This window comes from Pseudomonas sp. NBRC 111132 (assembly GCF_001320565.1).
In the GTDB taxonomy this organism is placed as follows: Bacteria; Pseudomonadota; Gammaproteobacteria; order Pseudomonadales; family Pseudomonadaceae; genus Aquipseudomonas; species Aquipseudomonas putida_P.
In genome coordinates this window covers 1-23161 of sequence record NZ_BCBI01000078.1, presented here as the reverse complement: position 1 = coordinate 23161, position 23161 = coordinate 1, and the positions used below count along the sequence as shown (strand labels likewise).

The window sequence follows — 23161 nt, the reverse complement described above, 5'->3', positions numbered from 1 at the left end:
TTGCTCCCCCAGCGCCAAGGCTTTTTCCCAGGCCAGTTCATGCAAAGGGTGTTCACTGCGCCATGCCACAAAAGCGGCCTGTGCGGATGAATCGAAATTGGCCTCCTGCATATCGAGCCACCACTCCATCGCCTCCTCACACATTTTTGGCGATAGCGATGGTTCTCGGCTAACGGCGTTCCCGGAAATCGTCATTGCAGCGATCCCGTCACCAGCATGCATCGCGCACCCGCCTTGATGATATGGCGTTTGACGGTGGCGATCGAAATACCCAGCCGTTCGGCAATTTCTCCGTGGCTGAGCCCGTCCAGTTGCGACCAGAGAAAAGCCTTTTTGACGGCGACATCCAGTTCGCAGAGCGCTTCGTCGAGCCGAACCAGCGTCTCGAAAACAATCAGTTGGGTCGCCAGATCCGGCAGCACGCTTTCGTCTTCCGTCTGGAGCGCATCCAGGTAGGCTTTTTCCAAACGTGCGCGGCGATAGTGGTTGGACAGGACACTGCGTGCCACCTTGGCCAAGAAAGGCCGAGGCTGGCGGACTTCAAATGCCTGGTCACTGACCAACAGACGCATGAAGGTGTCCTGCATCAAATCAGCAGCGCGGTGTGAGCAGCTCAATTGCCGATACAGCCAGCTACGCAACCAGCGGTGTTGCTGTTCGTACAGAGCAGTGAACTGAGCGGTATCGACGGATGCCATTGGCGGTCACAGAATTGATGCAAATGAGAAGCGGTATCATATTTGACTAATTGGGTGCCGACAAGGATGCAAAAGGGCGCAGTGTGTGAAGGGCTGCGTAGCAGCCCCAATACCCCTATCCAACGGGAATGGACCACCAGGCTGCGGTAACCGGCCTTGTTACGAAAGCTCAATCGCGGGTTGTGTTCGCACTCCAGCATTTCATCGTGATGCCAAAACCAGGTTTGGCCGAGCAGCCGGTGTCAGTCAAGAAAGCAGTAGTACGAGCCAAAAGGGCAAACCCCTTTCTCGAATCGACTTTATCCCGACCATTACCCCCTTAAATCGGCTGGCAGCTGTCGGAATCCGACGGAACGCTATAACGAAAAAACCCGCCAAAAGGCGGGTTTTACGGGGGTTCCAGAGATTTTGGTAGCCTTCGCTGGAACCTGAACTGGTGCGGAGACAGGAATCGAACCTGCGACCTTCGCGTTACGAGTGCGCTGCTCTACCGACTGAGCTACACCGGCGTGTAGCGCAACGTACCACTGCTCACACCCGCAACGCAAACCCCTGTTTCCGCTAGTTTATTACCCTACCCTCAAGCCCCCTTGCAGCCCTTGGGCGCCAGGCCTTCCTCGATGTCGGTGGTGCACGCCCATCCAGTTGCCGAACGCTTCAAAGTCAGTGACTTGCCCACCACATTGGCCGGCGCATCCACCAGCGTGCAAGCAATGCTGCCGCTGCCATCCGCCGCCTTGCCATCGGCTGCGATCGCACAATGCGCCGTCGCCGGCTGGCCACCCAGCTCGGTTACGCCCGTCACATCTTTCCCGTCATTCAAGCGTAGATCCATCGCCGTCTTCAGCGCGCTGATCTCCAGCAACCCGGCCGCAGCCTTGGAGCGGGCCTGGTGGTTGGTGTACATCGGTAAGGCGATGGTCGCCAGAATGCCGATGATCGCGACGACGATCATCAGTTCGATCAGGGTGATACCGCGTTGCCCTTTCATGAACGTATTTCCTTTTTGATTCGCTAACACGTTGAGGTCCGTGGCGCCCCAACCGGCAGCGGCGCAGTAGGCCTGAACAGACACCTTTTGTCACCCCTGCCCGCTTGGGCGTGATCTTCGCTGAACTACTCTAGTGAGCATCACGGACGCATGCCTTTGCATGGACGCGGCAAGCTGTTTCCAGCCTTGTCGCTGGAGCAGAAAAAGGACCTTCGCATGACTTCATCTTCACTCCTTTACAGCTGGCACGGCACCGACGCCAGCGGCACGCCGGTCAGCGGCCAGACACCTGGCCGCAGCCCGGCTTATGTGCGCGCTGCGCTGATCCGCCAGGGCATCACGGTGGCCAGTTTGTGGCCGGCCAGCGGGCTGACGTTCCGTTTGCCGAAGCGGCGCGAAAAGGCTGACCCGGCAGGGTTCAGCCGGCAGTTGGCGACATTGCTCAGGGCCGGGGTGCCGCTGCTGCAGGCGTTCGAGGTGATGGGGCGCAGTGGTTGCGATGCGGCGCAGGCTGCGTTGCTGGATAGATTGAAACAGGATGTGGCCTCGGGCCTGGGGCTGGCGGATGCGTTGCAGCGTCACCCGGCATGGTTCGATGCGTTGTACTGCAACCTGGTGCGGGTGGGTGAGCATTCCGGCACGCTTGACCGGCAGCTCAAGCAGCTGGCGGGCATGCTGGAGCAGCGACGGGTGCTGCACAAGAAGGTGCGCAAGGCAATGATCTACCCGCTGCTGCTGTTGCTGACCGGGCTGGGGGTGTCAGCGATTTTGTTGCTGGAGGTGATTCCGAAGTTCGAGAGCATGTTCTCGGGCATGGGTACGACGTTGCCGGCATTTACCCAGTGGGTGATCGACTTGTCCACAGGGCTGAGTCGGTTTGCCCCGCTACTGCTGGTGATGGGCGTGGTGCTGGGTTTTGCCGTGCGCCAGCTTTACCGGCAGCACACGCCTGCGCGCCTGTGGATATCTCGGCGGGTGCTGGGCTTGCCGGTGTTTGGCAAATTGCTGGGGCAGGCGGCGCTAGCGCGGTTTGCGCGTAGCCTGGCAACATCCTACGGCGCCGGCGTGGCGTTGCTGGATGCGCTTGTAACGGTGGCTGGAGTGACTGGGGGCGAGCTGCACGAGCAAGCGGTGCTGCGGTTGCGCCAGGGCATGGCCAATGGGCAGGGGCTGAACCAGGCGATGGCCAGTGAACCGCTGTTTCCGCCTTTGCTGGTGCAACTGACGGCCATCGGTGAATCCAGCGGCACGCTGGACCAGATGCTGGAAAAAGCCGCCAGCCATTACGAGGAACAGGTCAGCCAGGCGCTGGACCAGTTGACCAGCCTGCTGGAGCCCGCCATCGTGCTGATCCTGGGCCTGCTGGTGGGGGGCCTGGTGGTGGCGATGTACTTGCCGATCTTCCAGTTGGGTAGCTTGATCTGAACATGACTTCATGGACTTTGCTGGCTGAACAGCCGGCGTACTTCCTCACCCTGGCCACGCTGCTCGGCCTGCTGGTGGGCAGCTTTCTCAACGTGCTGGTGTATCGCCTGCCGATCATGCTGGAGCGGCAATGGCAGCGTGAAGCACAGGAGATGTTGGGGCAGCCGATTGCGCAACACGAACGGTTCGACCTGTGCCTACCGGCCTCCCGCTGCCGACATTGCGCGCATCCGATTCGCGCGTGGGAGAACATCCCGGTGATCAGCTATCTGGCCTTGCGCGGGCGGTGTTCATCCTGCAAAACCCGCATCAGCCCGCGCTACCCGCTGGTGGAAGTGGCCAGCGCGCTGCTTTCGCTGGTGGTGGCCTGGCGCTTTGGCGCTTCGGTCGAAGCCTTGCTGGCATTACCGCTCACCTGGTGCCTGCTGGCCCTGAGCCTGATCGATGCGGACCACCAGTTGCTGCCGGATGCGCTGGTGCTGCCGATGCTGTGGCTGGGGCTTATCGTCAATGCCTTTGGCATCTATGCCCCACTGACCGACGCGCTGTGGGGCGCGGTGGCCGGATACCTCAGCTTGTGGACCGTGTACTGGCTGTTCAAGCTGATCACCGGCAAGGAAGGCATGGGCTATGGCGATTTCAAGCTGATGGCGCTGATCGGGGCCTGGGGTGGCTGGCAGGTGCTGCCGTTGACGCTGCTGCTGTCGTCGGTGGTGGGGGCGCTGGTTGGCCTGTGCTTGCTGCGTTTGCGCCGGCATGCGATGGGGACAGCGATACCGTTTGGCCCTTATCTGGCGATTGCGGGGTGGATTGCTGTGCTCTGGGGTGATGAAATGTACGCCTCTTACATGCAACTGCTTGGATACTGATGGCCACTGCAGCCTTTACCCCCTGGATTCTCGGCCTGACCGGCGGCATTGGTAGCGGCAAGAGCGCCGCTGCCGAACGCTTCGTCGAGCTTGGCGTGCACCTGGTCGATGCCGACCAGGCAGCGCGCTGGGTGGTCGAACCTGGCCGCCCGGCCTTGGCCAGCATCGTCGAGCGCTTCGGCCCGGGTGTGCTGCAGGCGGACGGCCAACTCGACCGCGCCGCTCTGCGCCAACTGATCTTCGCCGATCCGGCGCAGCGCAAATGGCTGGAGCAACTGCTGCACCCGCTGATCGGGCAGGAGATTTTCAGCTACCTGGCAAAGGCGCAGTCGCCTTATGCAATCTACGTGTCGCCGCTGCTGATCGAGTCGGGCCAGTACCACAAAACCCAGCGTGTACTGGTGATCGATGCACCGCAAGAACTGCAAATAGCCCGTACTCTGGCGCGCGACAACACCAGTGCCGAGCAGGTGCAAGCGATTCTGCAGGCCCAACTGGCCCGCGAGGAACGCCTGCGCCATGCCGATGATGTGCTGGTCAACGACGGCGACCTGGCCGCACTGCATGAGCAGATTGACCGCCTGCACCACTTTTACCTGACTTTGAAAGGAGGCCAGCCATGAGCCAGCCGTTGACCGTCGATTGCCCGACCTGTGGCGCACCTGTGGAATGGACCGAAAAAAGCGCGTTCCGGCCGTTTTGCTCGGACCGCTGCAAACTGATCGACCTGGGGGCCTGGGCGGCCGAGGAGCACAAGATTGCGGGGTCGGAAGAGTCCGAAGATGAGCTGTATTCGGGGGACCTGGAGCCGCGGCACTGAGCTGATTGCAAGGCGGTTGTGCCGGGCCTCTTGCCCCAGACCAAATCCTTGAGACTGGCGCGGTACCTGTAGGAGCGGCCTTGTGTCGCGATGGGCTGCAAAGCAGCCCCAGCAATTGTTGCTCTAACGCCAAAAACGGGGGCTGCTTTGCAGCCCATCGCGACACAAGGCCGCTCCTACAGGGTCCCCCACTATTTTCTAGACCGCATGATCACCGCTCATCTTCCTTCCAGGGCGCCTGCAGGTACCGTGTGCGGTTGAAGGTTTCCAGCCATTCCGGGCAGAACACCACTAGCGCACTGATGACCATGCCGTTGATGAACGCTTCGGGGAACATCATCAGCCACAGGTAGCCGACAAAGTCGCTGAGCCACTCCGGCAGGGCAAAGCGCCCATCCAGCCACAACACCCCCAGCGCCGCAAGCACACAAACCAGCACGGTCAGCGCGGCCGGGAAGAACCCCGAACAGAAGATATAAACGAACAGGTTGCGCGGCTGGGCACGTTCGACCAAGACCGCGCACACTTCGGTAATCAGCACCGGCAAGCCCACCAGCAACAAGCCATTCACCCCCAACGCTGCCAGGTCCTGACGCCCCAACACGAGCAAACCAAGCTGGGCCATGACCCCGCCCAGCACCGCCAGCGGCCAGTCCAGCAACAGGGTGACCGCCGTCATGCCAATGAAGTGGTAAGACACCCCGGTATCGAAATCGCGCCTCACCAGCCACAGTGCGAACAGGCAAAAGACTGTGCCAAACAGCAAATGCTGACGGCGCCGGTCGGTGAACAGCTCAACCCAGCGAACCCGGCTTACCGCCCAGATCAGCAATGGCACATAACCCAGCCAACCAAGGGTAAGGGTGGTGCCGGACAACACCTGCGCGCTGATCACCTGACAAATACCCCTATCGATGCTATGGACAATCCCAGTCTACACCCATTCAAATTCAGCATCTTATCGTCATGGTTTAACGGCTAAGCTTGTCTGCATGGATGACTCAGACTACCTGCGCCTGCTTACCATCCAGGCCGAACAAGCCAATGCCTTTCTCTCCAACGCCCGCAAGTGGGAGCGGGAGCGTTGGGTGTGCCAGCGCCTGTTGCAGGGGTTGAACATTCCCTATCGCAGCGAGGACTTCACCCCAGCCGGCCAGGAGCCGCCGGACGTGTTGTTCCGCGACGCGGCCTTCGAGGTATTTTTCGTGCTCGACGAGGGCCGCCGACTGAACGATGAATGGCGCGAAGAGCTGCAGCGCAGGCGCAGTGCGTTTTCCTTGGCGCAGCTGGTGCGGCGTGAAGCACGCCCACGGCGCATCAGTGCCACCGAATTGCTGGGGCGCCTGGCGCCGACCTTGCGCAAGAAGGCGCACAATTACCGGGAACGCGGGCTGGAGCTGAACGAGCTGGACATCATCGCGTTCTCCAGCCTCAAGCGCGAAGTGCTCGACCTCAACACCCACTTCCCGCCGCCCACCGAGTACCTGCGCCAGGGCTGGCGCTCACTGTCGCTGGTCGGGCCAACCTTTGCCCGGGTGCTGTTCGCCCACCCTGACGCGCCAGACTTCCTGCGCGGCAACCTGGGCCGCAGCATCGTCTTCGACGTAGGCATCAGTCTTTGATCCAGTGCAGCGAATGTTTGCGATGGCGTACACTCGGCGCCAGGGATAGAAAGCATTATCATTTGTTTCAAGCGCTTGCGCGAACGCTGTAGCGTTTGCGCAGTCACAAACGTCTACCTGACGAGGCCCACCATGACCAGCCGCCTGAACCCGGAAGATCAGCGTCGTGTCGATGAGTATCTGCGAGCCCCCCAGCACCAAGTCGAGCGCAGGCCCTTCCGGCCGTGGCTGCTCCTTGTGCTGGTGCTGGCCGTGACCATCGGGTTGGGTCTCATCAGCCGCCTGCTGAGTGGACTGGTGCTATGAGCTGCTTCGCGCTCGCCCTTCCCTCGTGCAGTTTGCGGCCGCCCCTCAGGGGCACGAATTCCGTAAACCTTATGAGATATTCCCATGACTCATCGCATCGTGATTGTCGGCGGCGGCGCCGGCGGCCTGGAACTGGCGACCCGCCTGGGTAAAAGCCTGGGCAAGCGCAAGCAGGCCGACATCACCCTGGTCGACGCCAACCTCACGCACATCTGGAAGCCATTGCTGCACGAAGTGGCCGCTGGCTCGCTGAACTCCTCGGAAGACGAACTGAACTACGTGGCCCAGGCCAAGTGGAACCACTTCAATTTCCAGTTAGGGCGCATGAGCGGCCTGGACCGTGAAGGCAAACAGATTCAACTGGCCGCCACCCTCGATGAAGAGGGCCGCGAGCTGTTGCCTGCGCGCACCCTGGGCTACGACACCCTGGTCATCGCCGTGGGTTCCAACACCAACGACTTCGGCACCCTGGGCGCAGCGCAACATTGCCTGTTCCTGGATACCCGCAAGCAGGCCGAGCGCTTCCACCAGCAACTGCTCAACCACTACCTGCGCGCCCACGCCGGCGACGTGGCCAGCGAAAAAATCAGCGTAGCCATTGTGGGCGCCGGCGCCACCGGTGTGGAACTGGCGGCCGAGCTGCACCATGCCGCCCACGAGCTGGCGGCCTATGGCCTTGACCGCATCCAGCCCAAAGACATGCACATCACCCTGATCGAGGCCGGCCCGCGCGTACTGCCGGCGCTGCCGGAGCGCATCAGCGTGCCGGTGCACAAGACCCTGGAGAAACTCGGGGTGAAGGTGATGACCAACGCCGCGGTCAGTGAAGTGACCGAGGACGGCCTGAAAACCAAGGACGGCGAAGTGATCCAGGCCAGCCTCAAAGTGTGGGCGGCGGGTATCCGTGCGCCAGGCTTCCTCAAGGACATCGATGGCCTGGAAACCAATCGCATCAACCAGCTGGTTGTACGCCCTACCCTGCAAACTACCCGCGATGACAACATCTTCGCCTTCGGTGACTGCGCCGCCTGCCCGCAACCCGGCAGCGACCGCAACGTACCGCCACGGGCCCAGGCTGCGCACCAACAGGCTTCGATGCTGGCGCAAAGCCTGAAGGCGCGGCTGGAGAACAAGGCGCTGCCGACCTACGAGTACAAGGACTACGGCTCGCTGGTGTCGCTGTCGCGCTTCTCGGCGGTGGGCAACCTGATGGGTAACCTGATGGGCAGTGTGAAGCTGGAAGGCTGGCTGGCGCGGATGTTCTACGTGTCGCTGTACCGCATGCACCAGATGGCGTTGTACGGGTTCTTCCGCACGGCGTTGATGATGCTGGGTAGCAAGATTGGCCGGGGTACAGAACCGCGCTTGAAGCTGCACTGACAGTTGCCGGGGGCGCTAAGCGCCCCTCTCGCGGCGCAAGGCCTGCAAGGCAGGCCCAACATTCTGACAGGCAAAGAAAAAGGGCATCTCTTGCGAGATGCCCTTTGTTCATGGTGGGTCGTGTAGGATTCGAACCTACGACCAATTGGTTAAAAGCCAACTGCTCTACCAACTGAGCTAACGACCCAAAAATGGTCGGGGTGAGGGGATTCGAACTCCTGACATCCTGCTCCCAAAGCAGGCGCGCTACCGGACTGCGCTACACCCCGGGTCTTTCAAAAAAAAGGGCATCTCTTTGAGATGCCCTTCTTTACATGGTGGGTCGTGTAGGATTCGAACCTACGACCAATTGGTTAAAAGCCAACTGCTCTACCAACTGAGCTAACGACCCGGAAAATGGTCGGGGTGAGGGGATTCGAACTCCTGACATCCTGCTCCCAAAGCAGGCGCGCTACCGGACTGCGCTACACCCCGAGATTGGCTCCGCGACCTGGACTCGAACCAGGGACCCAATGATTAACAGTCATTTGCTCTACCGACTGAGCTATCGCGGAACTGAACTTCGGTACAACTCCGAAGACTGTGTTCGCTTCGGACTCTTTAGCTGCTTCGCTTTCGCGTTGTCGCTGCTGAGGCCGGCTATTCTACATTCTTCGTTTTGCTTGTCAACCACTTTTTTTCATTCAACTTACTGATTTGTAAGTTGTTTTGCGGTCACCGTTGTTGCTGGTGATTCGCTTAGTGCCTGACAACGCGGCGTATATTAGGGGCACTCTAAATATGATGCAAGCAAAAATTTCAAAAATTTCAGCAAGTTATCCAAAGCGGCCGGAAAGCCCCGGTTTTACTGGGCTGTGCCGGCTTCTTCGCTGGCAAACCCGCCCCTCTCGGTATCCACAGCGCCTGTAAAGAAGCAAAAAAAAGCCCCGCAGGTGCGGGGCTCATGAGGATGCAAATTAGCCAAAGACGATTTCGTCGCCTTCCACCTTGGCGGTAATCGCCGCACCCGGCACAAACTTGCCTGCCAGGATCAGCTGCGCCAATGGGTTTTCGATCCAGCGCTGGATTGCCCGCTTCAGCGGCCGTGCGCCGTATACAGGGTCGTAACCCACGGCAATCAGCTTGTCCAACGCGTCCGGGCTCAAGCTCAGCGACAGTTCGCGCTCCAGCAGACGGCTGCGCAGGCGGCCCAGCTGAATCTCGGTAATGCCGGCGATCTGCTCACGGCCCAGTGGCTCGAACACCACCACTTCGTCGATGCGGTTGATGAACTCCGGACGGAAGTGCGCACCCACCGCATCCATCACCGCCGCACGTTGCGCCTCGCGGTCACCCACCAGCTCCTGAATCTGCGCCGAGCCCAGGTTGGAAGTCATCACGATCACGGTGTTGCGGAAGTCCACGGTGCGCCCATGACTGTCAGTCAGGCGGCCGTCTTCCAGCACCTGCAGCAGTACGTTGAACACATCCGGGTGGGCCTTCTCCACCTCGTCCAGCAGCACCACCGAGTATGGCTTGCGCCGTACAGCCTCGGTCAGGTAGCCGCCCTCTTCATAACCTACATAGCCTGGCGGTGCACCAATCAGGCGAGCCACGGAGTGCTTCTCCATGAACTCGGACATGTCGATGCGCACCATCGCCTCTTCGGTGTCGAACAGGAACTCGGCCAGCGCCTTGCACAGTTCGGTCTTGCCCACGCCGGTAGGGCCGAGGAACAGGAACGAACCACTTGGCCGGTTCGGGTCGGACAGCCCGGCACGCGAGCGGCGCACGGCGTTGGCCACGGCGGTTACCGCCTCGCCCTGACCGATCACGCGCTGGTGCAGCAACGCTTCCATCTTCAGCAGCTTCTCACGCTCGCCTTCGAGCATCTTGGCCACGGGAATACCGGTCCACTTCGACACCACTTCGGCAATTTCTTCCTCGGTCACCTTGTTGCGCAGCAACTGGTTCTCGGTCTTGCCGTGCTGGTCGACCATCTGCAGGCTGCGCTCCAAGTCCGGGATCACCCCGTACTGCAGTTCGGCCATGCGGCTCAGGTCGCCTTTGCGACGGGCGGTTTCCAGCTCCTGGCGAGCCTGCTCGATCTTTTGCTGGATCTGCGCCGAGCCCTGCACTTCGGCTTTTTCCGAGGCCCAGATTTCCTCCAGGTCGGAATACTCACGCTCCAGCCGCTCGATTTCCTCGGTCAGCTTCTCCAGGCGTTTTTTTGCCGCTTCGTCTTCTTCTTTCTTCAGCGCCTGCGACTCCACCTTCAACTGGATCAGGCGGCGATCAAGGCGGTCGAGCACTTCCGGCTTGGAGTCGATCTCCATACGGATACGGCTGGCCGCTTCGTCGATCAGGTCAATGGCCTTGTCCGGCAGCTGGCGGTCAGTGATGTAGCGATGGCTGAGCTTGGCCGCAGCGATAATTGCACCGTCGGTGATGGCCACCTTGTGGTGCACTTCATAGCGCTCTTTCAGGCCACGCAGGATGGCGATGGTGTCTTCCTCGCTCGGCTCCTCTACCAGCACCTTCTGGAAACGGCGCTCCAGGGCGGCGTCCTTCTCGATGAACTGGCGATACTCGTTCAGCGTAGTGGCACCGACGCAGTGCAGCTCGCCGCGGGCCAGGGCCGGCTTGAGCATGTTGCCGGCGTCCATGGCGCCCTCGCCTTTGCCAGCGCCGACCATGGTGTGCAGTTCGTCGATGAACAGGATGATCTGGCCTTCCTGCTTGGACAGCTCGTTCAGCAGGCCTTTCAGACGCTCTTCGAACTCGCCGCGGTATTTGGCACCGGCAATCAGCGCCCCCATGTCCAGCGCCAGCAGGCGCTTGCCCTTGAGGCCGTCTGGCACTTCACCATTGATGATGCGCTGGGCCAGGCCCTCGGCGATGGCGGTTTTACCCACGCCAGGCTCACCGATCAGCACCGGGTTGTTCTTGGTACGGCGTTGCAGTACCTGCACGGTACGGCGGATTTCATCGTCACGGCCGATCACCGGGTCCAGCTTGCCTTCTTCGGCACGCTTGGTCAGGTCGACGGTGTACTTGTCCAGGGCCTGGCGCGACTCCTCGGCGTTGGCGTCATTCACTGCCGCGCCGCCGCGCAGGTTGTTGATGGCGTTTTCCAGGGCTTTCTTGGTCACGCCCTGGCTCAGCAGCAGTTTGCCGAGTTTGCTGTTCTCGTCCATGGCGGCCAGCAGTACCAGTTCGCTGGAAATGAACTGGTCACCCTTCTGCTGGGCCAGGCGGTCGGCCTGGTTGAGCAGGCGCGCCAGGTCCTGCGACATGTTCACATCGCCGGTGGGGTTCTGGATTTTCGGCAGTTGGTCGAGCTCTTTCACCAGCCCTTGGCGCAGGCTGTTGATGTCGAAGCCTACCTGCATCAGCAGAGGCTTGATGGAGCCGCCCTGCTGTTCAAGCAGCGCCTGTACCAGGTGCACGGGCTCGATGGCAGGGTGGTCCATGCCAACGGCCAGGGACTGGGCATCGGATATTGCAAGTTGCAGCTTGCTGGTCAAACGGTCTATTCGCATGGTGTACCTTCCTTTAAAGGGCAGGTCGGAGCGATGGACAGCGCCTGTTTATGAAGAACCTGCCTGAGATGACCTTATAGATAAGGTTGATTCTGGAAGATTCAAGCGTAGCGGGGTTGACCGAAGTCAACCTGTTGGATTAGCGAGGCTCCAGCCACACCAAGGATGCAAACCGCCCACCCTGCGGGGTACGGCGATAGGAGAAGAACCGCTGATCGCTGACCGTGCAAAAGCCACCGCCATAAACGGCAGTGACGCCACGAGCAGCCAGGCGAATACGCGCCAGCTCATAGATGTCGGCCATCAGCTTGCCCGGCCGCTCGCCCTCGACAAACGCCCGGGCGGCTTCTGGATGCACGGCAGTGAAGGCATCGCGCACTTCCAGCCCTACCTCGAACGCCTGCGGGCCAATGGCCGGCCCCAACCACACCAGCACCTCTTCCGCCGGCAGTGCCAAGCGGTCCAAGGTGGCTTCCAGCACACCGCCAGCCAGCCCACGCCAGCCTGCATGTGCCGCGGCCACACGGGTGCCCGCGCGGTCACAGAACAGCGCAGGCAGGCAATCGGCAGTCATCACGGTGCAGGCAATGCCAGGCTGGTCGGTCCAGCTGGCGTCGGCCTCGGCCACCACGGCTGGGTCGGCAGCCGCCACCACCAGGCCATGTACCTGCTTGAGCCAGGCCGGCTGAATGGCGAACGGGGCGCTGAGGCGACGGCGGTTCTCGGCGACGGCGGCAGGGTCGTCCCCCACGTGGTCGCCAAGGTTGAAGGTTTCATAAGGCGGCAGGCTGACGCCGCCCTGACGGGTGGTGACACAGGCGCGAACCGAGGCCGGGGCCGGCCAGTCGGGGATCAGCAGCGGCTGCGCCAGGCCACTCATCCGATGAAGCTCTCGCGGTCCTGGTTCAAAAGCGACAGCAGCCAGACGAAGTCATCCGGCAGTGGCGACTCCCACTTCATGATTTCACCGGTAATCGGGTGGGCCAAGGCGAGGAAACGCGCATGCAGCGCCTGGCGCGGGAAGGTCTTGACCGCCTCGACCATGGTTGGGCTGGCAGCCGGCGGAATACGGAAGCGCCCGCCGTACGTCTGGTCGCCAACCAGGGGAAAACCTACATGGGCCATATGCACGCGAATCTGGTGGGTGCGGCCGGTTTCCAGCTTCACTCGTACATGGGTGTGCGAGCGGAAGCGCTTGAGCACACGGTAATGGCTGACCGCCGGCTTGCCGCCGTCGGTTACCGCCATGCGCTGGCGCATGCCGCCATGGCGGCCAATGGGCGCGTCGATCTTGCCACCGGCTGTCACCACACCAATCACGATGCACTCGTAGATACGGCTGACCTTGCGGGCCTGCATCTGCTCGACCAGCTTGGTCTGCGCCTGCAAGGTCTTGGCCACCACCATCAAGCCGGTGGTGTCCTTGTCCAGGCGGTGAACGATACCGGCGCGCGGCACGTTGACGATGTCTGGCACGTGGTGCAGCAGCGCATTGAGCAGCGTACCGCTGGCATGCCCGGCGGCCGGGTGCACGACCAGCCCGGCAGGCTTGTTGATCACCATGATATGGTCGTCTTCGTAGACGATATCCAGTTCGATATCTTCTGCGATCCACTCACCCTGGGCCTCTTGCTCGGCCTCCAAGGCAAGCAGCGAACCGCCATAGACGAGGTCTCGAGGGCGCACGACTGCACCATCGACCGTCAGGCGGCCCTCTTTGATCCACGAAGTTAGCCGCGAACGCGAGTACTCGGCGAACAATTGGGCGGCGACCTGGTCGAGGCGTTGGCCGCCCAGTTCGGACGGTACCTCTGCGCTAAGTTGAATGATCTCGGACATGCTCGATTCGGCGGGCGCACAGCCTTTGGTTTCGGCTGCGAGCTTGTGGTTAAATACGGCTTCTTTTGTCCCGGGGTTGGCCGGGGCGCTCATCATAACAGGACGGCACCGCCCAAGACAGCGGCCGTCAAAGGGACGCAAGCCGCCATGCAAGTGAAACACCTGCTGCTGATCGCCATCCTCGGGCTTACCGCGGCCTGTTCCTCTAATAAAGAGGTCATTGACGAGAACCTCAGCGAGGCCGAGCTGTACCAGCAGGCCCAGGCTGATCTGGACAACTCCAGCTACACCAGCGCCGTGAACAAGCTCAAGGCCCTGGAATCGCGCTACCCGTTCGGCCGCTATGCCGACCAGGCGCAGCTCGAGCTGATCTACGCCAACTACAAGAACTCCGAGCCTGAGGCCGCCAAGTCGGCCGCCGAGCGCTTCATCCGTCTGCACCCGCAGCACCCGAACGTCGATTACGCCTACTACCTCAAGGGCCTGACCTCGTTCGACCAGGACCGTGGCCTGCTGGCGCGCTTCCTGCCACTGGACATGACCAAGCGTGACCCGGGCGCCGCCCGCGACTCGTACAACGAGTTCGCCCAGCTGACCAGTCGCTTCCCCAACAGCCGCTACGCGCCAGACGCCAAGCAGCGCATGATCTACCTGCGCAACCTGCTGGCCTCGTACGAAATCCACGTGGCCGATTACTACCTGAGCCGCCAGGCTTACGTAGCTGCCGCCAACCGGGGCCGCTACGTGGTCGAGAACTTCCAGGAAACCCCATCGGTCGGTGACGGCCTTGCAGTGATGGTCGAGTCGTACCAGAAAATGCACCTGGACGAACTGGCCGCCAGCAGCCTGGAAACCCTCAAGCTCAACTACCCGGACCACCCGAGCCTGGTCGATGGCGAGTTCCAACCCAAGCAGACCGAGTCTGACGGCCGTGGCTGGCTGTCCAAGGCCACCCTGGGCCTGATCGAGACCGACGCCCCGCTGCCGCCGGGCGAAACCCGCGCCAACCAGGACGTGGTCAAGCAGTTCCAGGACGCGCGTGACGAGATGCCGCAAGAGCTGCTGCCTAAAGACGAAAACGGCGACCCGATCGTGCCGGAAGGCCCGAAAGAGGCCGAGAAAGACCGCTCCTGGTTCAGCTACATGACCTTTGGTCTGTTCGACTGACCCGCAGCGGTAAATGAAAGGGAAGCCTTGGGCCTCCCTTTTTTATTGGCCGCGTCCTAGACTGTCGGCTTCTTCAATCGACAAGCTGGACACCATGGTTCGCCTACTTTTCTGGATTGCCCTGATCGCCGCCGCGTTCTGGCTGTGGCGCAAGTTCAAAGTCAGCCAACAGTCGCACCCCGAGGCGAAGCTGGATGCGCCGCTGAAGATGGTGCGCTGCGCCCATTGCGGTGTGCACCTGCCCAACGACCGGGCACTGCAGCAAGGCAACGATTGGTATTGCAGCCAGGCACACTTGCAGCAAGGCCCTGGCCGCCAGAACTGAACACAAAGCCCGCTGTGGAGCGACCTTGCGTCGCTCCTACACTCGCTACGCATACTCCTGCCGATACTTATCCCTCCCCGACCCTTTCACACCATTTACGACCCCTCCCCCGCCGCCAGCATTGACCCACCCCAGTAAAATTCGCTAAATCCTATTTATCCGCATAAATATGAAAAATAGCGAAATGCTCAAACCCAAACGCAAGCGCCAGAAGCTGTCCGATGTGATCGTCGAATCGGTCAAGCGCTCGATCGTCACCGAAGCGCTGCACCCAGGCGATCGCCTGCCCACCGAACGTGAGCTGATGGAGCATTTCGAGTGTTCCAAGGGCACCGCCCGCGAAGCGCTCAAGGCGTTGGAGGTCGAAGGCCTGGTGAGCACCCGTACCGGGCCGACCGGCGGCGCCTACCTGAACGAAGTGGGCACCGAACCGGCCAGCCGTGCGTTGCGCAACTACCTGCACTTTCAACACCTGGACGGCGAGCAGGTGTACCAGCTGCGCAAAGTCATCGAGGTGGAGCTGGCGGTCTCGGTGATGGGCAAGCTGAGCGAAGCGGACTATGCCGTGCTGCAGGCCAACATCGATTTCTGCAGCGCGCCGGAAGACAGCGAAGAAGGCCAGCGCGAGCAGCGCCTGGCCGAGCTGGAGTTCCACACCTTGCTGGCCGACCGCTGCCCCAACCCGTTGCTGCGTTTCATGGCGGTGTTCCTCAACGACCTGTTGCGCGACCTGGTAGTGCTGAAAAAGGCCTACCTGCCCAAGCGCCAACAGTTCGCCGCCGCCAACATCGACTACCACAAGCAACTGCTGACCGCCCTGCGCGCCAGCGACGAACCCGCTGTACGCCGGCTGATGCACGAACACATGTGCGACGCCGAGCACCACATGACCGCGCTGGAAGGCGAGGTTGCCCGTAACTTCCTGCTGGAGTTCAACCACAACCACTGATGCGCCTGGAAAGAGGCCTGCACACAGGCCCGGCCGTACCCGCTTTGTCATTGCCACTCCTGCCTAATAACCACAACCAAGGAGTTACTCATGCAAAGACGTACCCTGCTCAAGGCAGGCCTTGCCCTGGGTGCCTTAGGTAGCCTCCCCTTGGGGGCGCACCGGGCATTCGCCGACCAACCGTTGACCTTCTATGGGCTCAAGTCCATGTCGGGCGCCTTCGCCAGCTACGGCAAGTACGCCGACATGGGCTCGCGCCTGGCCATTGCCGAGTACCCCCAGCTGCTCGGCCACCCGCTCAAGTACAAAGTCATCGACACCGAAGGCAACGCCGGCAAGGCGGTGCGCAAGGTACAGGAAGCCATCGGCCAGGATGGCGCACGCTTCTTCCAGGGCTGCACCCTGTCCTCCTCGGCACTGGCGGTGTCGAAGGAAATCCACAAAGCCGGCGGCGTGTTCATGACGCCTGTGGGCGCCGACGAAATCACCGGCAAAGACTGCAACGCCTCGACCTTCCGCTGGTCGGTGCCCACCTACGGCGCCATTCGCGAAACCTTGGTGCCGATGATCCGCCAACTACCACAGGCCAAGCGCTGGTACACCATCACCCCGCAATACGTGTTCGGTGACGCGTTGCTGGACAACGCCCGCAAGGTGTTCGCCGAGCTTGGGGTGGAACACATCGGTAACAGCTACCACTCGCTGCAGGAGCAGGAATTCTCTGGCTACCTGACCAACGCCATCGCCGCCAAACCCGACGTGCTGGTGTTGCTCAACTTCGGCAGCCAGGCCTCCAACGCCCTGCGCCAGGCGGTCAACTTCGGCATCAAGGACCGCATGAAAGTGCTGATGGTGTGGTCTGCCGGCCTCGACCAGTTCCAGGAGCTGGGCAGCGACGTGCTCGAGGGCGTGTACCTGGGCGCGCAGTACTGGCACCAGGTCGATACCCCGCTGAACAAGCAGTTGGTCGCCGCCACCCGCAAGGCTTACGGCATCAACCCCAACTACCCACTGGCCGCTGACTACATCGGCACCAAGGTCATGCTCGAGGCCATCGTCAAGGCTGGCAGCCTGGACGGTGCCGCCGTGTCTGCGGCATTGCAGGGCATGCGCTTCCAAGGCCCGACCGGCGAAGAACTGATCCGCCCGGGTGACCATCAGGTGCTCAAGGATTACTACCTGCTGCGCGGCAAGCCCCAGGGGCAGATGCGCGACGAGGACGACCTGGCCGAAGTCATCAGTTCGGGCCGCTCGTTCGTCGAGGTCGACCACACCGGTTGCGCCCTGGCCTGAAGCCGCGGCGTTAGTCACAAACACTTGTACAGGCAGCCGCCTCGCGCGCTGTCGAGGGCACGCTCATGCTCGATTTGTACCTGTTCCAACTGCTCAACGGCCTGGGCCTGGGGATGATCTACTTCCTCATCGCCGTGGGCCTGACGATCATTTTCGGCCTGCTCAACTTCGTCAACTTCGCCCACGGTGCGTTCTTCTTGCTGGGCGCCTACCTGTGCTACACCGCCGTAGCGATAACCGGCAACTTCTGGCTGGCGCTGCTGATTGCGCCGCTGGTAGTGGCCGCACTGGCGTGGGCGGTCGAGCGCCTGTTGATCAAGCGCATCTACCACCTGCCGCACACCTTCCAGATCCTCGTCACCCTCGGCATCGCACTGATCATCCAGGAAGCCTCGGTGCTGATCTGGGGCCCGGTGGGCAAGAACATTGCCGTACCGCCGGAGCTGCGCGGCGTGCTGATCCTCGGTGACTTCATCTACCCCTACTACCGCCTGTTCCTGATCGGCTTCGCCGCGCTGATCGGCGTTGGCTTGTGGTTGCTGCTGGAGCGCACCCGCTTCGGCGCACTGGTGCGCGCGGGTAGCGAAAGCACCGAAACCGTATCGCTGCTGGGCACCAATATCTTTCGCCTGTTCTCCCTGACCTTCGCCCTGGGCGTGGGCCTGGCTGGCGTGGCCGGTGTGCTGTTCGCACCGTTACGCGGTGCCCAGCCCTTCGTCGGCCCCGAAATCCTCGGCATTGCCTTCGTGGTGGTGGTGATCGGCGGCATGGGCTCGTTCGGCGGTGCGCTGGTTGGCGGCCTGCTGGTGGGTGTGGTGCAAAGCATGATGACCAGCCTCTGGCCGCAAGGCGCCAGCCTGATGATCTACGGCGCCATGGCCGCAGTGATCCTGGTCCGTCCCTATGGCCTGTTCGGGAGAGCCTGACATGAGCGAGAAAAACCCATTGCCAGTCGCCAAGGGCCGCACCCCGGCACTGCTGTTGCTGGTGGTTGCCAGCCTGGTGGCGCTGCCGTTGCTGCTGCCTTCGGCCACCCTGGCCACCGAAATCCTGATCTTTGCCCTGGCCGCCCTGGCCTGCAACCTGCTGCTCGGCTACACCGGCCTGCTGTCGTTCGGCCAGGGCATCTTCTTTGGCGTGGGCGCCTATGGCGCGGCGCTGCTGATGATTCACCTGCACTGGGGCATGTTCGCCGCGCTGCTTGGCGCAGCCGTGTTCGGCGCCTTCCTGGCACTGCTGGTGGGTGCATTGGCGATCCGCCGCACGGGCATCTACTTCGTCATGCTGACCCTGGCCTTCAGCCAGATGGCCTATTTCCTGGCTTATACCCTAAGCGGCTGGACCGGCGGCGACAACGGCCTGCTCGATGTGCCCCGGCCCAACATCGAAATCGCCGGCCATGTGCTGGTCGACCTGGCTGACCCTCGGCATTTCTATGTGTTCGTCGCCGTGCTGTTCCTGTTGATTTTCGCCGCTGCCTTGCGGGTGATCCGCTCGCCATTCGGCAGCACCCTGCTGGCTATCCGCGAGAACGAGACCCGCGCTGCCGCCATTGGCTACGACACCCGCCACTTCAAGATCCTGGTGTTCATGCTGTCGGGCGCCATCACCGGCATCGCCGGCGCGCTGTACGCCATGCTGCTGCACTTTGCGCCGCTGTCGAACATCGACCTGATGATGAGCGAGAACATCCTGATCATGACTATCGTCGGCGGCACCGGCTCGCTGTTCGGCTCGCTGCTGGGGGCCGGCGCCATCGTGCTGCTGGGTGACGTGCTGTCGGAGCTGTGGCCACGCTGGCTGATGCTGCTGGGGGTCATCCTGATTCTGGTGGTGGTGTTCATGCGGGGCGGCCTGTGGGGTGGACTGGCCGAACTGGGCAAGCGCCTGCTGGCCACCCGCAGTGCCAATGACAAACCCCAGGCCAAGACCAAGGAGACCCTATGATGAGCGACTACCTCCTGGAAACCCGCCAACTGGAGCTGGCCTACGGGCCGTTCAAGGCAGTCGCAGGCGTTGACCTCAAGGTCCGCGCCGGCACCATCCACACCGTCATCGGCCCCAACGGTGCTGGCAAGACCAGCCTGTTCCACTGCTTGACCGGCGAGCGTCAGGCCACGGCGGGCAAGATCCTGTTCAACGGCCAGGACATCATCCGCAAGCCGTCCCACGGGCGGGTGGCGCTGGGCATGGCGCGTTCGTTCCAGCTCACCAGCCTGTTCCAAAACCTGTCCGTGCGCGAAAACCTGCGCTTGGCCGCCCAGGGCCGAGACGGCCTGGGCGCCCTGAATTTCTGGCGCAGTGTGGAGCACAAACGCAGCCACTGGAACACCGCCGACCAGGTGCTGGAACGCCTGAAGCTGAGCGCCCGCGCCGAAACCCTGGCCGGCGAGCTGTCACACGGCCAGCAACGGGTGCTGGAAGTGGGCATGTCGATCTGCGCCAAGCCCACCCTGCTGATGCTCGACGAACCCACCTCGGGCATGGGCATCGACGACATTCCGGTGATGACCGACCTGATCAGCGACCTCGGCCGCGACCACACCGTGCTGCTGATCGAGCACAACATGAGCATCGTCATGTCGATCAGCCAGCGCATCACGGTGATGAGCCACGGCCAGATTCTGGTCGAGGGTACCCCTGAACAGGTGCGCAACGACGAGCGCGTACGCACCGCCTACCTTGGAGAGGCCGCCTGATGCTCAACGTCGATTCGATCCACTCCTATTACGACAAGAGCCATGTGCTCGAAGGTGTCTCGCTCAAGGTTGAAGCAGGCGAACTGGTGACGCTGCTCGGGCGCAATGGTGCCGGCAAGACCACCACCCTGCGCAGCATCCTTGGCATCGTCCGCCCACGGCAGGGGCAGATCAGCTTCAACGGCCAACAGTTGGTCGGCCGTGAAATCTTCGATATCGCCCGGCTTGGTATTGCCCTGGTGCCTGAGCACCGTGGCATCTTCCGCCAGCTCAGTGTGGAAGAGAACCTGAAGATAGCCGTGCGCAAGGCCAGCCGCTGGCAGCTGGAGGACGTCTACAGCATGTTCCCACGGCTCAAGGAGCGGCGCCGCAATGGTGGTTTCGCCCTGTCCGGTGGCGAGCAGCAGATGCTGGCCATCGCCCGCGCCCTGCTCAACGGCCCCAAGCTGCTGATCCTCGACGAACCCACCGAAGGCCTGGCCCCGGTGATCGTCGACGAGCTGGTGAAGATCCTGCGGCGGATCAAGGACGAAGGCCTGTCGATCCTGCTGGTGGAGCAAAACCTGATGGTCTGCGATGCACTCGCCGATCGCCATTACGTGCTTGAACAGGGCCGGGTCGCCTACCAGGGCAGCGCCGCGCAGTTCCGCGAGGACCCAAGCATCAAGAACCGTTACCTGGCCCTGAGCGCCTGAAAGGAGAACGCCCATGAACACCCGCACCGATCCTTCGCAGCACTTGCTTGGCCAAGGTTCACTGGTCAGCCGCGAGCGCCTTTGGCAATCGCTGATGGACCTTGCCCAGCTCGGCGCCACTGCCAAGGGTGGCGTGTGCCGCCTGGCCCTGACCGACCTCGACCGCCAGGCCCGCGACCTGTTCGTACGCTGGTGCGAAGAGGCCGGCTGCACGGTCAGCGTCGACGCCATCGGCAACATCTTTGCCCGTCGCCCCGGCCGCAATCCTTCCCTGCCGCCGGTTATGACCGGTAGCCATATCGATACCCAACCCACCGGCGGCAAGTTCGATGGCTGCTACGGCGTCATGGCAGGCCTTGAGGTGATGCGCACGCTCAACGACTTGAAGCTGACCACCGAAGCCCCACTGGAAGTGGTGGTGTGGACCAACGAAGAAGGCTCGCGCTTCCCGCCCTGCATGATGGGCTCGGGCGTGTTCGCCGGGAAGTTCGGCCTGCAGGAGACCCTGGACAAGGTCGACGATCAGGGCGTGTCGGTTGGCGCGGAGCTGCAGCGCATCGGTTACGCCGGCCCACGCGTGCCGACCGGGCATGCCGTCGGCGCCTACTTCGAAGCGCATATCGAACAGGGCCCGGTGCTGGAAGACCAGCGCACCACCATTGGCGTGGTTCAGGGCTGTCTGGGACAAAAGTGGTTCGACCTGGTGCTGACCGGCGTCGAGGCACATGCCGGGCCCACCCCCATGCACCTGCGCAAGGACGCCCTGGTCGGCGCCGCCGACGTGGTGGCTGCGGTCAACCGCACGGCCCACGCCCACCAGCCACATGCCTGCGGCACAGTGGGCTGCCTGACCCTGCACCCAGGCTCGCGCAACGTCATCCCAGGCCAGGTGCAGATGACCATCGACCTGCGCCACCTCGACCCCAAGCACCTCGCTGCCATGGTCAGCGAAGTACAGGCCGCCATCGAAAGCAGCACGGCCAAGCACGGGCTGAGCTACACGCTGACCCCGACCGCCGACTTCCCGCCGCTGTATTTCGCCGAGCAGTGCGTGGACGCCGTGCGCCAGGGCGCGCGCGAGCTGGGCTTGAGCCACATGGATATCGTCAGCGGCGCCGGCCACGATGCCATCTTCCTCGCCGAGCTGGGCCCGGCCGGGATGATCTTCGTGCCGTGCGAGGGCGGCATCAGCCACAACGAAATCGAAAATGCCGCACCGCAGGACCTGGCCGACGGCTGTGACGTACTGTTGCGCGCCATGTTCCAGGCCGCCAACCCGGGAGCCCGTTGAGATGACCCAGAAAACCGCGATTGGCGAGTTCACTGCCGCCGAACTGCTCGAGCTGTACCAGCGCCGCCAACTGTCCCCAGTCGAGGTAGTCGACGATGTGCTGGCGCGCATCGACCTGCACAACCCGGCAGTCAACGCCTACTGCCATGTCGACGGCGAAGGGGCCCGCGCCGCCGCCCGCGCCAGCGAACAGCGCTGGCAACGTGGCGAGCCCTGTGGCCGGCTGGATGGCGTACCCGCTTCGATCAAGGACCTGACCCTGACCCGTGGCATGCCCACCCGCAAAGGCTCGCGCACCACCTCGAGCGCCGGGCCATGGGACATCGATGCGCCCTTCTCCGCGTTCATGCGTGAGGCCGGGGCGGTGCTGGTGGGCAAGACCACCACGCCGGAGTTCGGCTGGAAAGGGGTAACAGACAATCCGCTGTACGGCATCACCCGCAACCCCTGGGATACCAGGCTGACTGCCGGCGGCTCGTCGGGTGGTGCCGCGGCAGCCGCGGCGCTGAACCTGGGTGTGCTGCACCAGGGCAGCGATGCCGGTGGCTCGATTCGTATTCCCTGCGCCTTTACCGGCACCTTCGGCATCAAGCCAACCTTCGGCTATGTGCCGCAGTGGCCAGCCAGCGCCATGACCGTGCTGTCGCACTTGGGGCCAATGACGCGCACCGTGGACGACGCGGTGCTGATGCTCGATTGTGTCGCTCGCCCCGATGCCCGTGATGGCCTGGCCGGTGCGCCACGGCAGACACCGTGGCTGGGCCAGCAGCAAGACCTGAGCGGCCTGCGCATCGCCTACAGCGCGAATTTCGGTTACGTGCAGGTCGACCCGCAGGTCCAGGCGCTGGTGGCACAAGCGGTGCAACGCCTGGCGCGGCTGGGTGCGCAGGTAGAGGAAGTGGACCCTGGCTTCAGCGACCCGCTGGAAACCTTCAACACCTTGTGGTTCGCCGGCGCGGCCCGCCTGGCCGGCGCGCTCAGCGAAGAGCAACGGGCGCTGCTGGACCCTGGGCTGCGCTGGATTGCCGAGCAAGGGGCGCAGATCAACCTGCGCGAATACACCCAGGCGCTTGAGGCGCGGGCAGCGTTGATAGCGAAGATGAATGCCTTCCACCAGCGCTATGACGTGCTGCTATCCCCCATGCTGCCGCTGGTGGCATTCGAGGCTGGGCACAACGTGCCGCCTGGGTCGGGGATGGCGCAGTGGATGGAATGGACGCCGTTCAGCTACCCCTTCAACCTGACGCAACAGCCGGCGGCTTCGGTGCCTT

The 23161-nt window shown here is 62.6% G+C and carries 24 protein-coding genes and 6 tRNA genes; 17 read left to right on the top strand and 13 right to left on the bottom strand.

Annotation, left to right across the window (positions count from 1 at the left end; translation table 11 throughout):
- The 4 genes from APH35_RS28895 to APH35_RS25635 form a co-directional block, all read right to left on the bottom strand.
- Window positions 1–195: FecR/PupR family sigma factor regulator (locus APH35_RS28895; protein WP_177335396.1), on the bottom strand; the 195-nt coding region annotated here is incomplete at its 3' end.
- The gene (locus tag APH35_RS25645; RefSeq protein ID WP_012270405.1) at window positions 192–698 is read right to left on the bottom strand and encodes a sigma-70 family RNA polymerase sigma factor; all 507 of its coding nucleotides are present in this window, start codon (window positions 696–698) and stop codon (window positions 192–194) included. The genes APH35_RS28895 and APH35_RS25645, both read right to left, overlap by 4 nt.
- Before the next feature lie 434 nt (window positions 699–1132).
- Window positions 1133–1207, bottom strand: a tRNA-Thr gene (locus tag APH35_RS25640).
- Between the two features lie 71 nt (window positions 1208–1278).
- Complete coding sequence (locus APH35_RS25635; RefSeq protein ID WP_012270395.1) at window positions 1279–1689, bottom strand: pilin; 411 nt, start codon at window positions 1687–1689, stop codon at window positions 1279–1281.
- Window positions 1690–1905: 216 nt separating this feature from the next.
- On the opposite strand from APH35_RS25635, the gene APH35_RS25630 reads away from it, so the two are divergent.
- The 4 genes from APH35_RS25630 to yacG are packed head-to-tail and all read left to right on the top strand — an operon-like array spanning window position 1906 to window position 4803.
- Window positions 1906–3114, top strand: a complete 1209-nt coding sequence (locus APH35_RS25630; RefSeq protein ID WP_060515731.1) for a type II secretion system F family protein — start codon at window positions 1906–1908, stop codon at window positions 3112–3114.
- Window positions 3115–3116: 2 nt separating this feature from the next.
- Window positions 3117–3983 carry a prepilin peptidase gene (locus APH35_RS25625; protein ID WP_060515730.1) on the top strand — a complete coding sequence of 289 codons (867 nt, stop codon included), beginning with the start codon at window positions 3117–3119 and terminating at the stop codon, window positions 3981–3983.
- Window positions 3983–4606 carry a dephospho-CoA kinase gene (gene coaE, locus APH35_RS25620; protein WP_012270393.1) on the top strand — a complete coding sequence of 208 codons (624 nt, stop codon included), beginning with the start codon at window positions 3983–3985 and terminating at the stop codon, window positions 4604–4606. The genes APH35_RS25625 and coaE overlap by 1 nt, the downstream gene beginning before the upstream one ends.
- Window positions 4603–4803 (top strand): DNA gyrase inhibitor YacG, encoded by a 201-nt coding sequence (yacG, locus tag APH35_RS25615; RefSeq protein WP_012270392.1) that lies wholly within the window; start codon window positions 4603–4605, stop codon window positions 4801–4803. The genes coaE and yacG overlap by 4 nt, the downstream gene beginning before the upstream one ends.
- Window positions 4804–5014: 211 nt before the next feature.
- Here the strand turns inward: yacG and APH35_RS25610 are convergent, their stop codons facing one another.
- Entirely contained in the window at window positions 5015–5698 is a 684-nt protein-coding gene (locus APH35_RS25610; protein WP_060515729.1) for an energy-coupling factor ABC transporter permease, read from the bottom strand.
- A gap of 97 nt (window positions 5699–5795) precedes the next feature.
- Here APH35_RS25610 and APH35_RS25605 point away from each other — a divergent pair, with 97 nt between their 5' ends.
- From APH35_RS25605 to APH35_RS25595, 3 genes are all read left to right on the top strand, one after another.
- Window positions 5796–6425, top strand: a complete 630-nt coding sequence (locus tag APH35_RS25605; protein ID WP_003247546.1) for a DUF1780 domain-containing protein — start codon at window positions 5796–5798, stop codon at window positions 6423–6425.
- Window positions 6426–6557: 132 nt separating this feature from the next.
- A complete protein-coding gene (locus tag APH35_RS25600) occupies window positions 6558–6731 on the top strand; it encodes a DUF3094 domain-containing protein (protein ID WP_008091951.1) in 174 nt (57 codons plus the stop codon).
- Between the two features lie 84 nt (window positions 6732–6815).
- A complete protein-coding gene (locus APH35_RS25595; protein ID WP_012270390.1) occupies window positions 6816–8111 on the top strand; it encodes an NAD(P)/FAD-dependent oxidoreductase in 1296 nt (431 codons plus the stop codon).
- A 111-nt stretch (window positions 8112–8222) separates the two neighbouring features.
- Here APH35_RS25595 and APH35_RS25590 read toward each other — a convergent pair.
- From APH35_RS25590 to rluD, 8 genes are all read right to left on the bottom strand, one after another.
- Window positions 8223–8298 (bottom strand) — tRNA-Lys (locus APH35_RS25590).
- 5 nt (window positions 8299–8303) lie between these two features.
- Window positions 8304–8380, bottom strand: a tRNA-Pro gene (locus tag APH35_RS25585).
- A 46-nt stretch (window positions 8381–8426) separates the two neighbouring features.
- Window positions 8427–8502: transfer RNA gene (locus APH35_RS25580), tRNA-Lys, on the bottom strand.
- Between the two features lie 6 nt (window positions 8503–8508).
- Window positions 8509–8585 (bottom strand) — tRNA-Pro (locus tag APH35_RS25575).
- Window positions 8586–8589: 4 nt separating this feature from the next.
- Window positions 8590–8665, bottom strand: a tRNA-Asn gene (locus APH35_RS25570).
- Window positions 8666–9067: 402 nt separating this feature from the next.
- Window positions 9068–11632, bottom strand: coding sequence for an ATP-dependent chaperone ClpB (gene clpB / locus APH35_RS25565; RefSeq protein ID WP_012270389.1), 2565 nt, complete (start codon window positions 11630–11632; stop codon window positions 9068–9070).
- Window positions 11633–11771: 139 nt separating this feature from the next.
- Entirely contained in the window at window positions 11772–12512 is a 741-nt protein-coding gene (gene pgeF / locus APH35_RS25560) for a peptidoglycan editing factor PgeF (RefSeq protein ID WP_060515728.1), read from the bottom strand.
- Complete coding sequence (gene rluD / locus APH35_RS25555; RefSeq protein ID WP_041166635.1) at window positions 12509–13471, bottom strand: 23S rRNA pseudouridine(1911/1915/1917) synthase RluD; 963 nt, start codon at window positions 13469–13471, stop codon at window positions 12509–12511. Before rluD ends, pgeF begins: the two co-directional genes overlap by 4 nt.
- 147 nt (window positions 13472–13618) lie before the next feature.
- On the opposite strand from rluD, the gene APH35_RS25550 reads away from it, so the two are divergent.
- From APH35_RS25550 to APH35_RS25505, 10 genes are all read left to right on the top strand, one after another.
- Window positions 13619–14638 (top strand): outer membrane protein assembly factor BamD, encoded by a 1020-nt coding sequence (locus tag APH35_RS25550; protein WP_012270386.1) that lies wholly within the window; start codon window positions 13619–13621, stop codon window positions 14636–14638.
- 94 nt (window positions 14639–14732) lie between these two features.
- Window positions 14733–14963, top strand: coding sequence for a PP0621 family protein (locus APH35_RS25545; protein ID WP_012270385.1), 231 nt, complete (start codon window positions 14733–14735; stop codon window positions 14961–14963).
- Window positions 14964–15147: 184 nt separating this feature from the next.
- Window positions 15148–15912, top strand: coding sequence for a FadR/GntR family transcriptional regulator (locus APH35_RS25540; protein ID WP_060494323.1), 765 nt, complete (start codon window positions 15148–15150; stop codon window positions 15910–15912).
- Between the two features lie 90 nt (window positions 15913–16002).
- Entirely contained in the window at window positions 16003–17205 is a 1203-nt protein-coding gene (locus APH35_RS25535) for an ABC transporter substrate-binding protein (RefSeq protein WP_012270383.1), read from the top strand.
- Between the two features lie 65 nt (window positions 17206–17270).
- Window positions 17271–18131, top strand: a complete 861-nt coding sequence (locus tag APH35_RS25530) for a branched-chain amino acid ABC transporter permease (protein ID WP_012270382.1) — start codon at window positions 17271–17273, stop codon at window positions 18129–18131.
- 1 nt (window position 18132) lies between these two features.
- Entirely contained in the window at window positions 18133–19152 is a 1020-nt protein-coding gene (locus APH35_RS25525; RefSeq protein ID WP_060515727.1) for a branched-chain amino acid ABC transporter permease, read from the top strand.
- Entirely contained in the window at window positions 19152–19904 is a 753-nt protein-coding gene (locus APH35_RS25520; RefSeq protein ID WP_041166365.1) for an ABC transporter ATP-binding protein, read from the top strand. Before APH35_RS25525 ends, APH35_RS25520 begins: the two co-directional genes overlap by 1 nt.
- Window positions 19904–20599: an ABC transporter ATP-binding protein gene (locus tag APH35_RS25515; RefSeq protein ID WP_012051120.1), complete on the top strand. Its 696-nt coding sequence runs from the start codon at window positions 19904–19906 to the stop codon at window positions 20597–20599. The genes APH35_RS25520 and APH35_RS25515 overlap by 1 nt, the downstream gene beginning before the upstream one ends.
- A gap of 13 nt (window positions 20600–20612) precedes the next feature.
- Window positions 20613–21890 (top strand): Zn-dependent hydrolase, encoded by a 1278-nt coding sequence (locus APH35_RS25510; protein ID WP_060515726.1) that lies wholly within the window; start codon window positions 20613–20615, stop codon window positions 21888–21890.
- 1 nt (window position 21891) lies between these two features.
- On the top strand, window positions 21892–23161 hold a 1270-nt coding region (locus tag APH35_RS25505), incomplete at its 3' end, for an amidase (protein ID WP_060515725.1).

Excerpts from the sequence above, each read along its gene's own strand:
- APH35_RS25645 (WP_012270405.1), bottom strand. The coding sequence starts at position 698 with ATGGCATCCGTCGATACCGCTCAGTTCACTGCTCTGTACGAACAGCAA.
- APH35_RS25635 (WP_012270395.1), bottom strand. The coding sequence starts at position 1,689 with ATGAAAGGGCAACGCGGTATCACCCTGATCGAACTGATGATCGTCGTC.
- APH35_RS25630 (WP_060515731.1), top strand. The coding sequence starts at position 1,906 with ATGACTTCATCTTCACTCCTTTACAGCTGGCACGGCACCGACGCCAGC.
- APH35_RS25625 (WP_060515730.1), top strand. The coding sequence starts at position 3,117 with ATGACTTCATGGACTTTGCTGGCTGAACAGCCGGCGTACTTCCTCACC.
- coaE (WP_012270393.1), top strand. The coding sequence starts at position 3,983 with ATGGCCACTGCAGCCTTTACCCCCTGGATTCTCGGCCTGACCGGCGGC.
- yacG (WP_012270392.1), top strand. The coding sequence starts at position 4,603 with ATGAGCCAGCCGTTGACCGTCGATTGCCCGACCTGTGGCGCACCTGTG.
- APH35_RS25605 (WP_003247546.1), top strand. The coding sequence starts at position 5,796 with ATGGATGACTCAGACTACCTGCGCCTGCTTACCATCCAGGCCGAACAA.
- APH35_RS25600 (WP_008091951.1), top strand. The coding sequence starts at position 6,558 with ATGACCAGCCGCCTGAACCCGGAAGATCAGCGTCGTGTCGATGAGTAT.
- APH35_RS25595 (WP_012270390.1), top strand. The coding sequence starts at position 6,816 with ATGACTCATCGCATCGTGATTGTCGGCGGCGGCGCCGGCGGCCTGGAA.
- clpB (WP_012270389.1), bottom strand. The coding sequence starts at position 11,632 with ATGCGAATAGACCGTTTGACCAGCAAGCTGCAACTTGCAATATCCGAT.
- pgeF (WP_060515728.1), bottom strand. The coding sequence starts at position 12,512 with ATGAGTGGCCTGGCGCAGCCGCTGCTGATCCCCGACTGGCCGGCCCCG.
- rluD (WP_041166635.1), bottom strand. The coding sequence starts at position 13,471 with ATGTCCGAGATCATTCAACTTAGCGCAGAGGTACCGTCCGAACTGGGC.
- APH35_RS25550 (WP_012270386.1), top strand. The coding sequence starts at position 13,619 with ATGCAAGTGAAACACCTGCTGCTGATCGCCATCCTCGGGCTTACCGCG.
- APH35_RS25545 (WP_012270385.1), top strand. The coding sequence starts at position 14,733 with ATGGTTCGCCTACTTTTCTGGATTGCCCTGATCGCCGCCGCGTTCTGG.
- APH35_RS25540 (WP_060494323.1), top strand. The coding sequence starts at position 15,148 with ATGCTCAAACCCAAACGCAAGCGCCAGAAGCTGTCCGATGTGATCGTC.
- APH35_RS25535 (WP_012270383.1), top strand. The coding sequence starts at position 16,003 with ATGCAAAGACGTACCCTGCTCAAGGCAGGCCTTGCCCTGGGTGCCTTA.
- APH35_RS25530 (WP_012270382.1), top strand. The coding sequence starts at position 17,271 with ATGCTCGATTTGTACCTGTTCCAACTGCTCAACGGCCTGGGCCTGGGG.
- APH35_RS25525 (WP_060515727.1), top strand. The coding sequence starts at position 18,133 with ATGAGCGAGAAAAACCCATTGCCAGTCGCCAAGGGCCGCACCCCGGCA.
- APH35_RS25520 (WP_041166365.1), top strand. The coding sequence starts at position 19,152 with ATGAGCGACTACCTCCTGGAAACCCGCCAACTGGAGCTGGCCTACGGG.
- APH35_RS25515 (WP_012051120.1), top strand. The coding sequence starts at position 19,904 with ATGCTCAACGTCGATTCGATCCACTCCTATTACGACAAGAGCCATGTG.
- APH35_RS25510 (WP_060515726.1), top strand. The coding sequence starts at position 20,613 with ATGAACACCCGCACCGATCCTTCGCAGCACTTGCTTGGCCAAGGTTCA.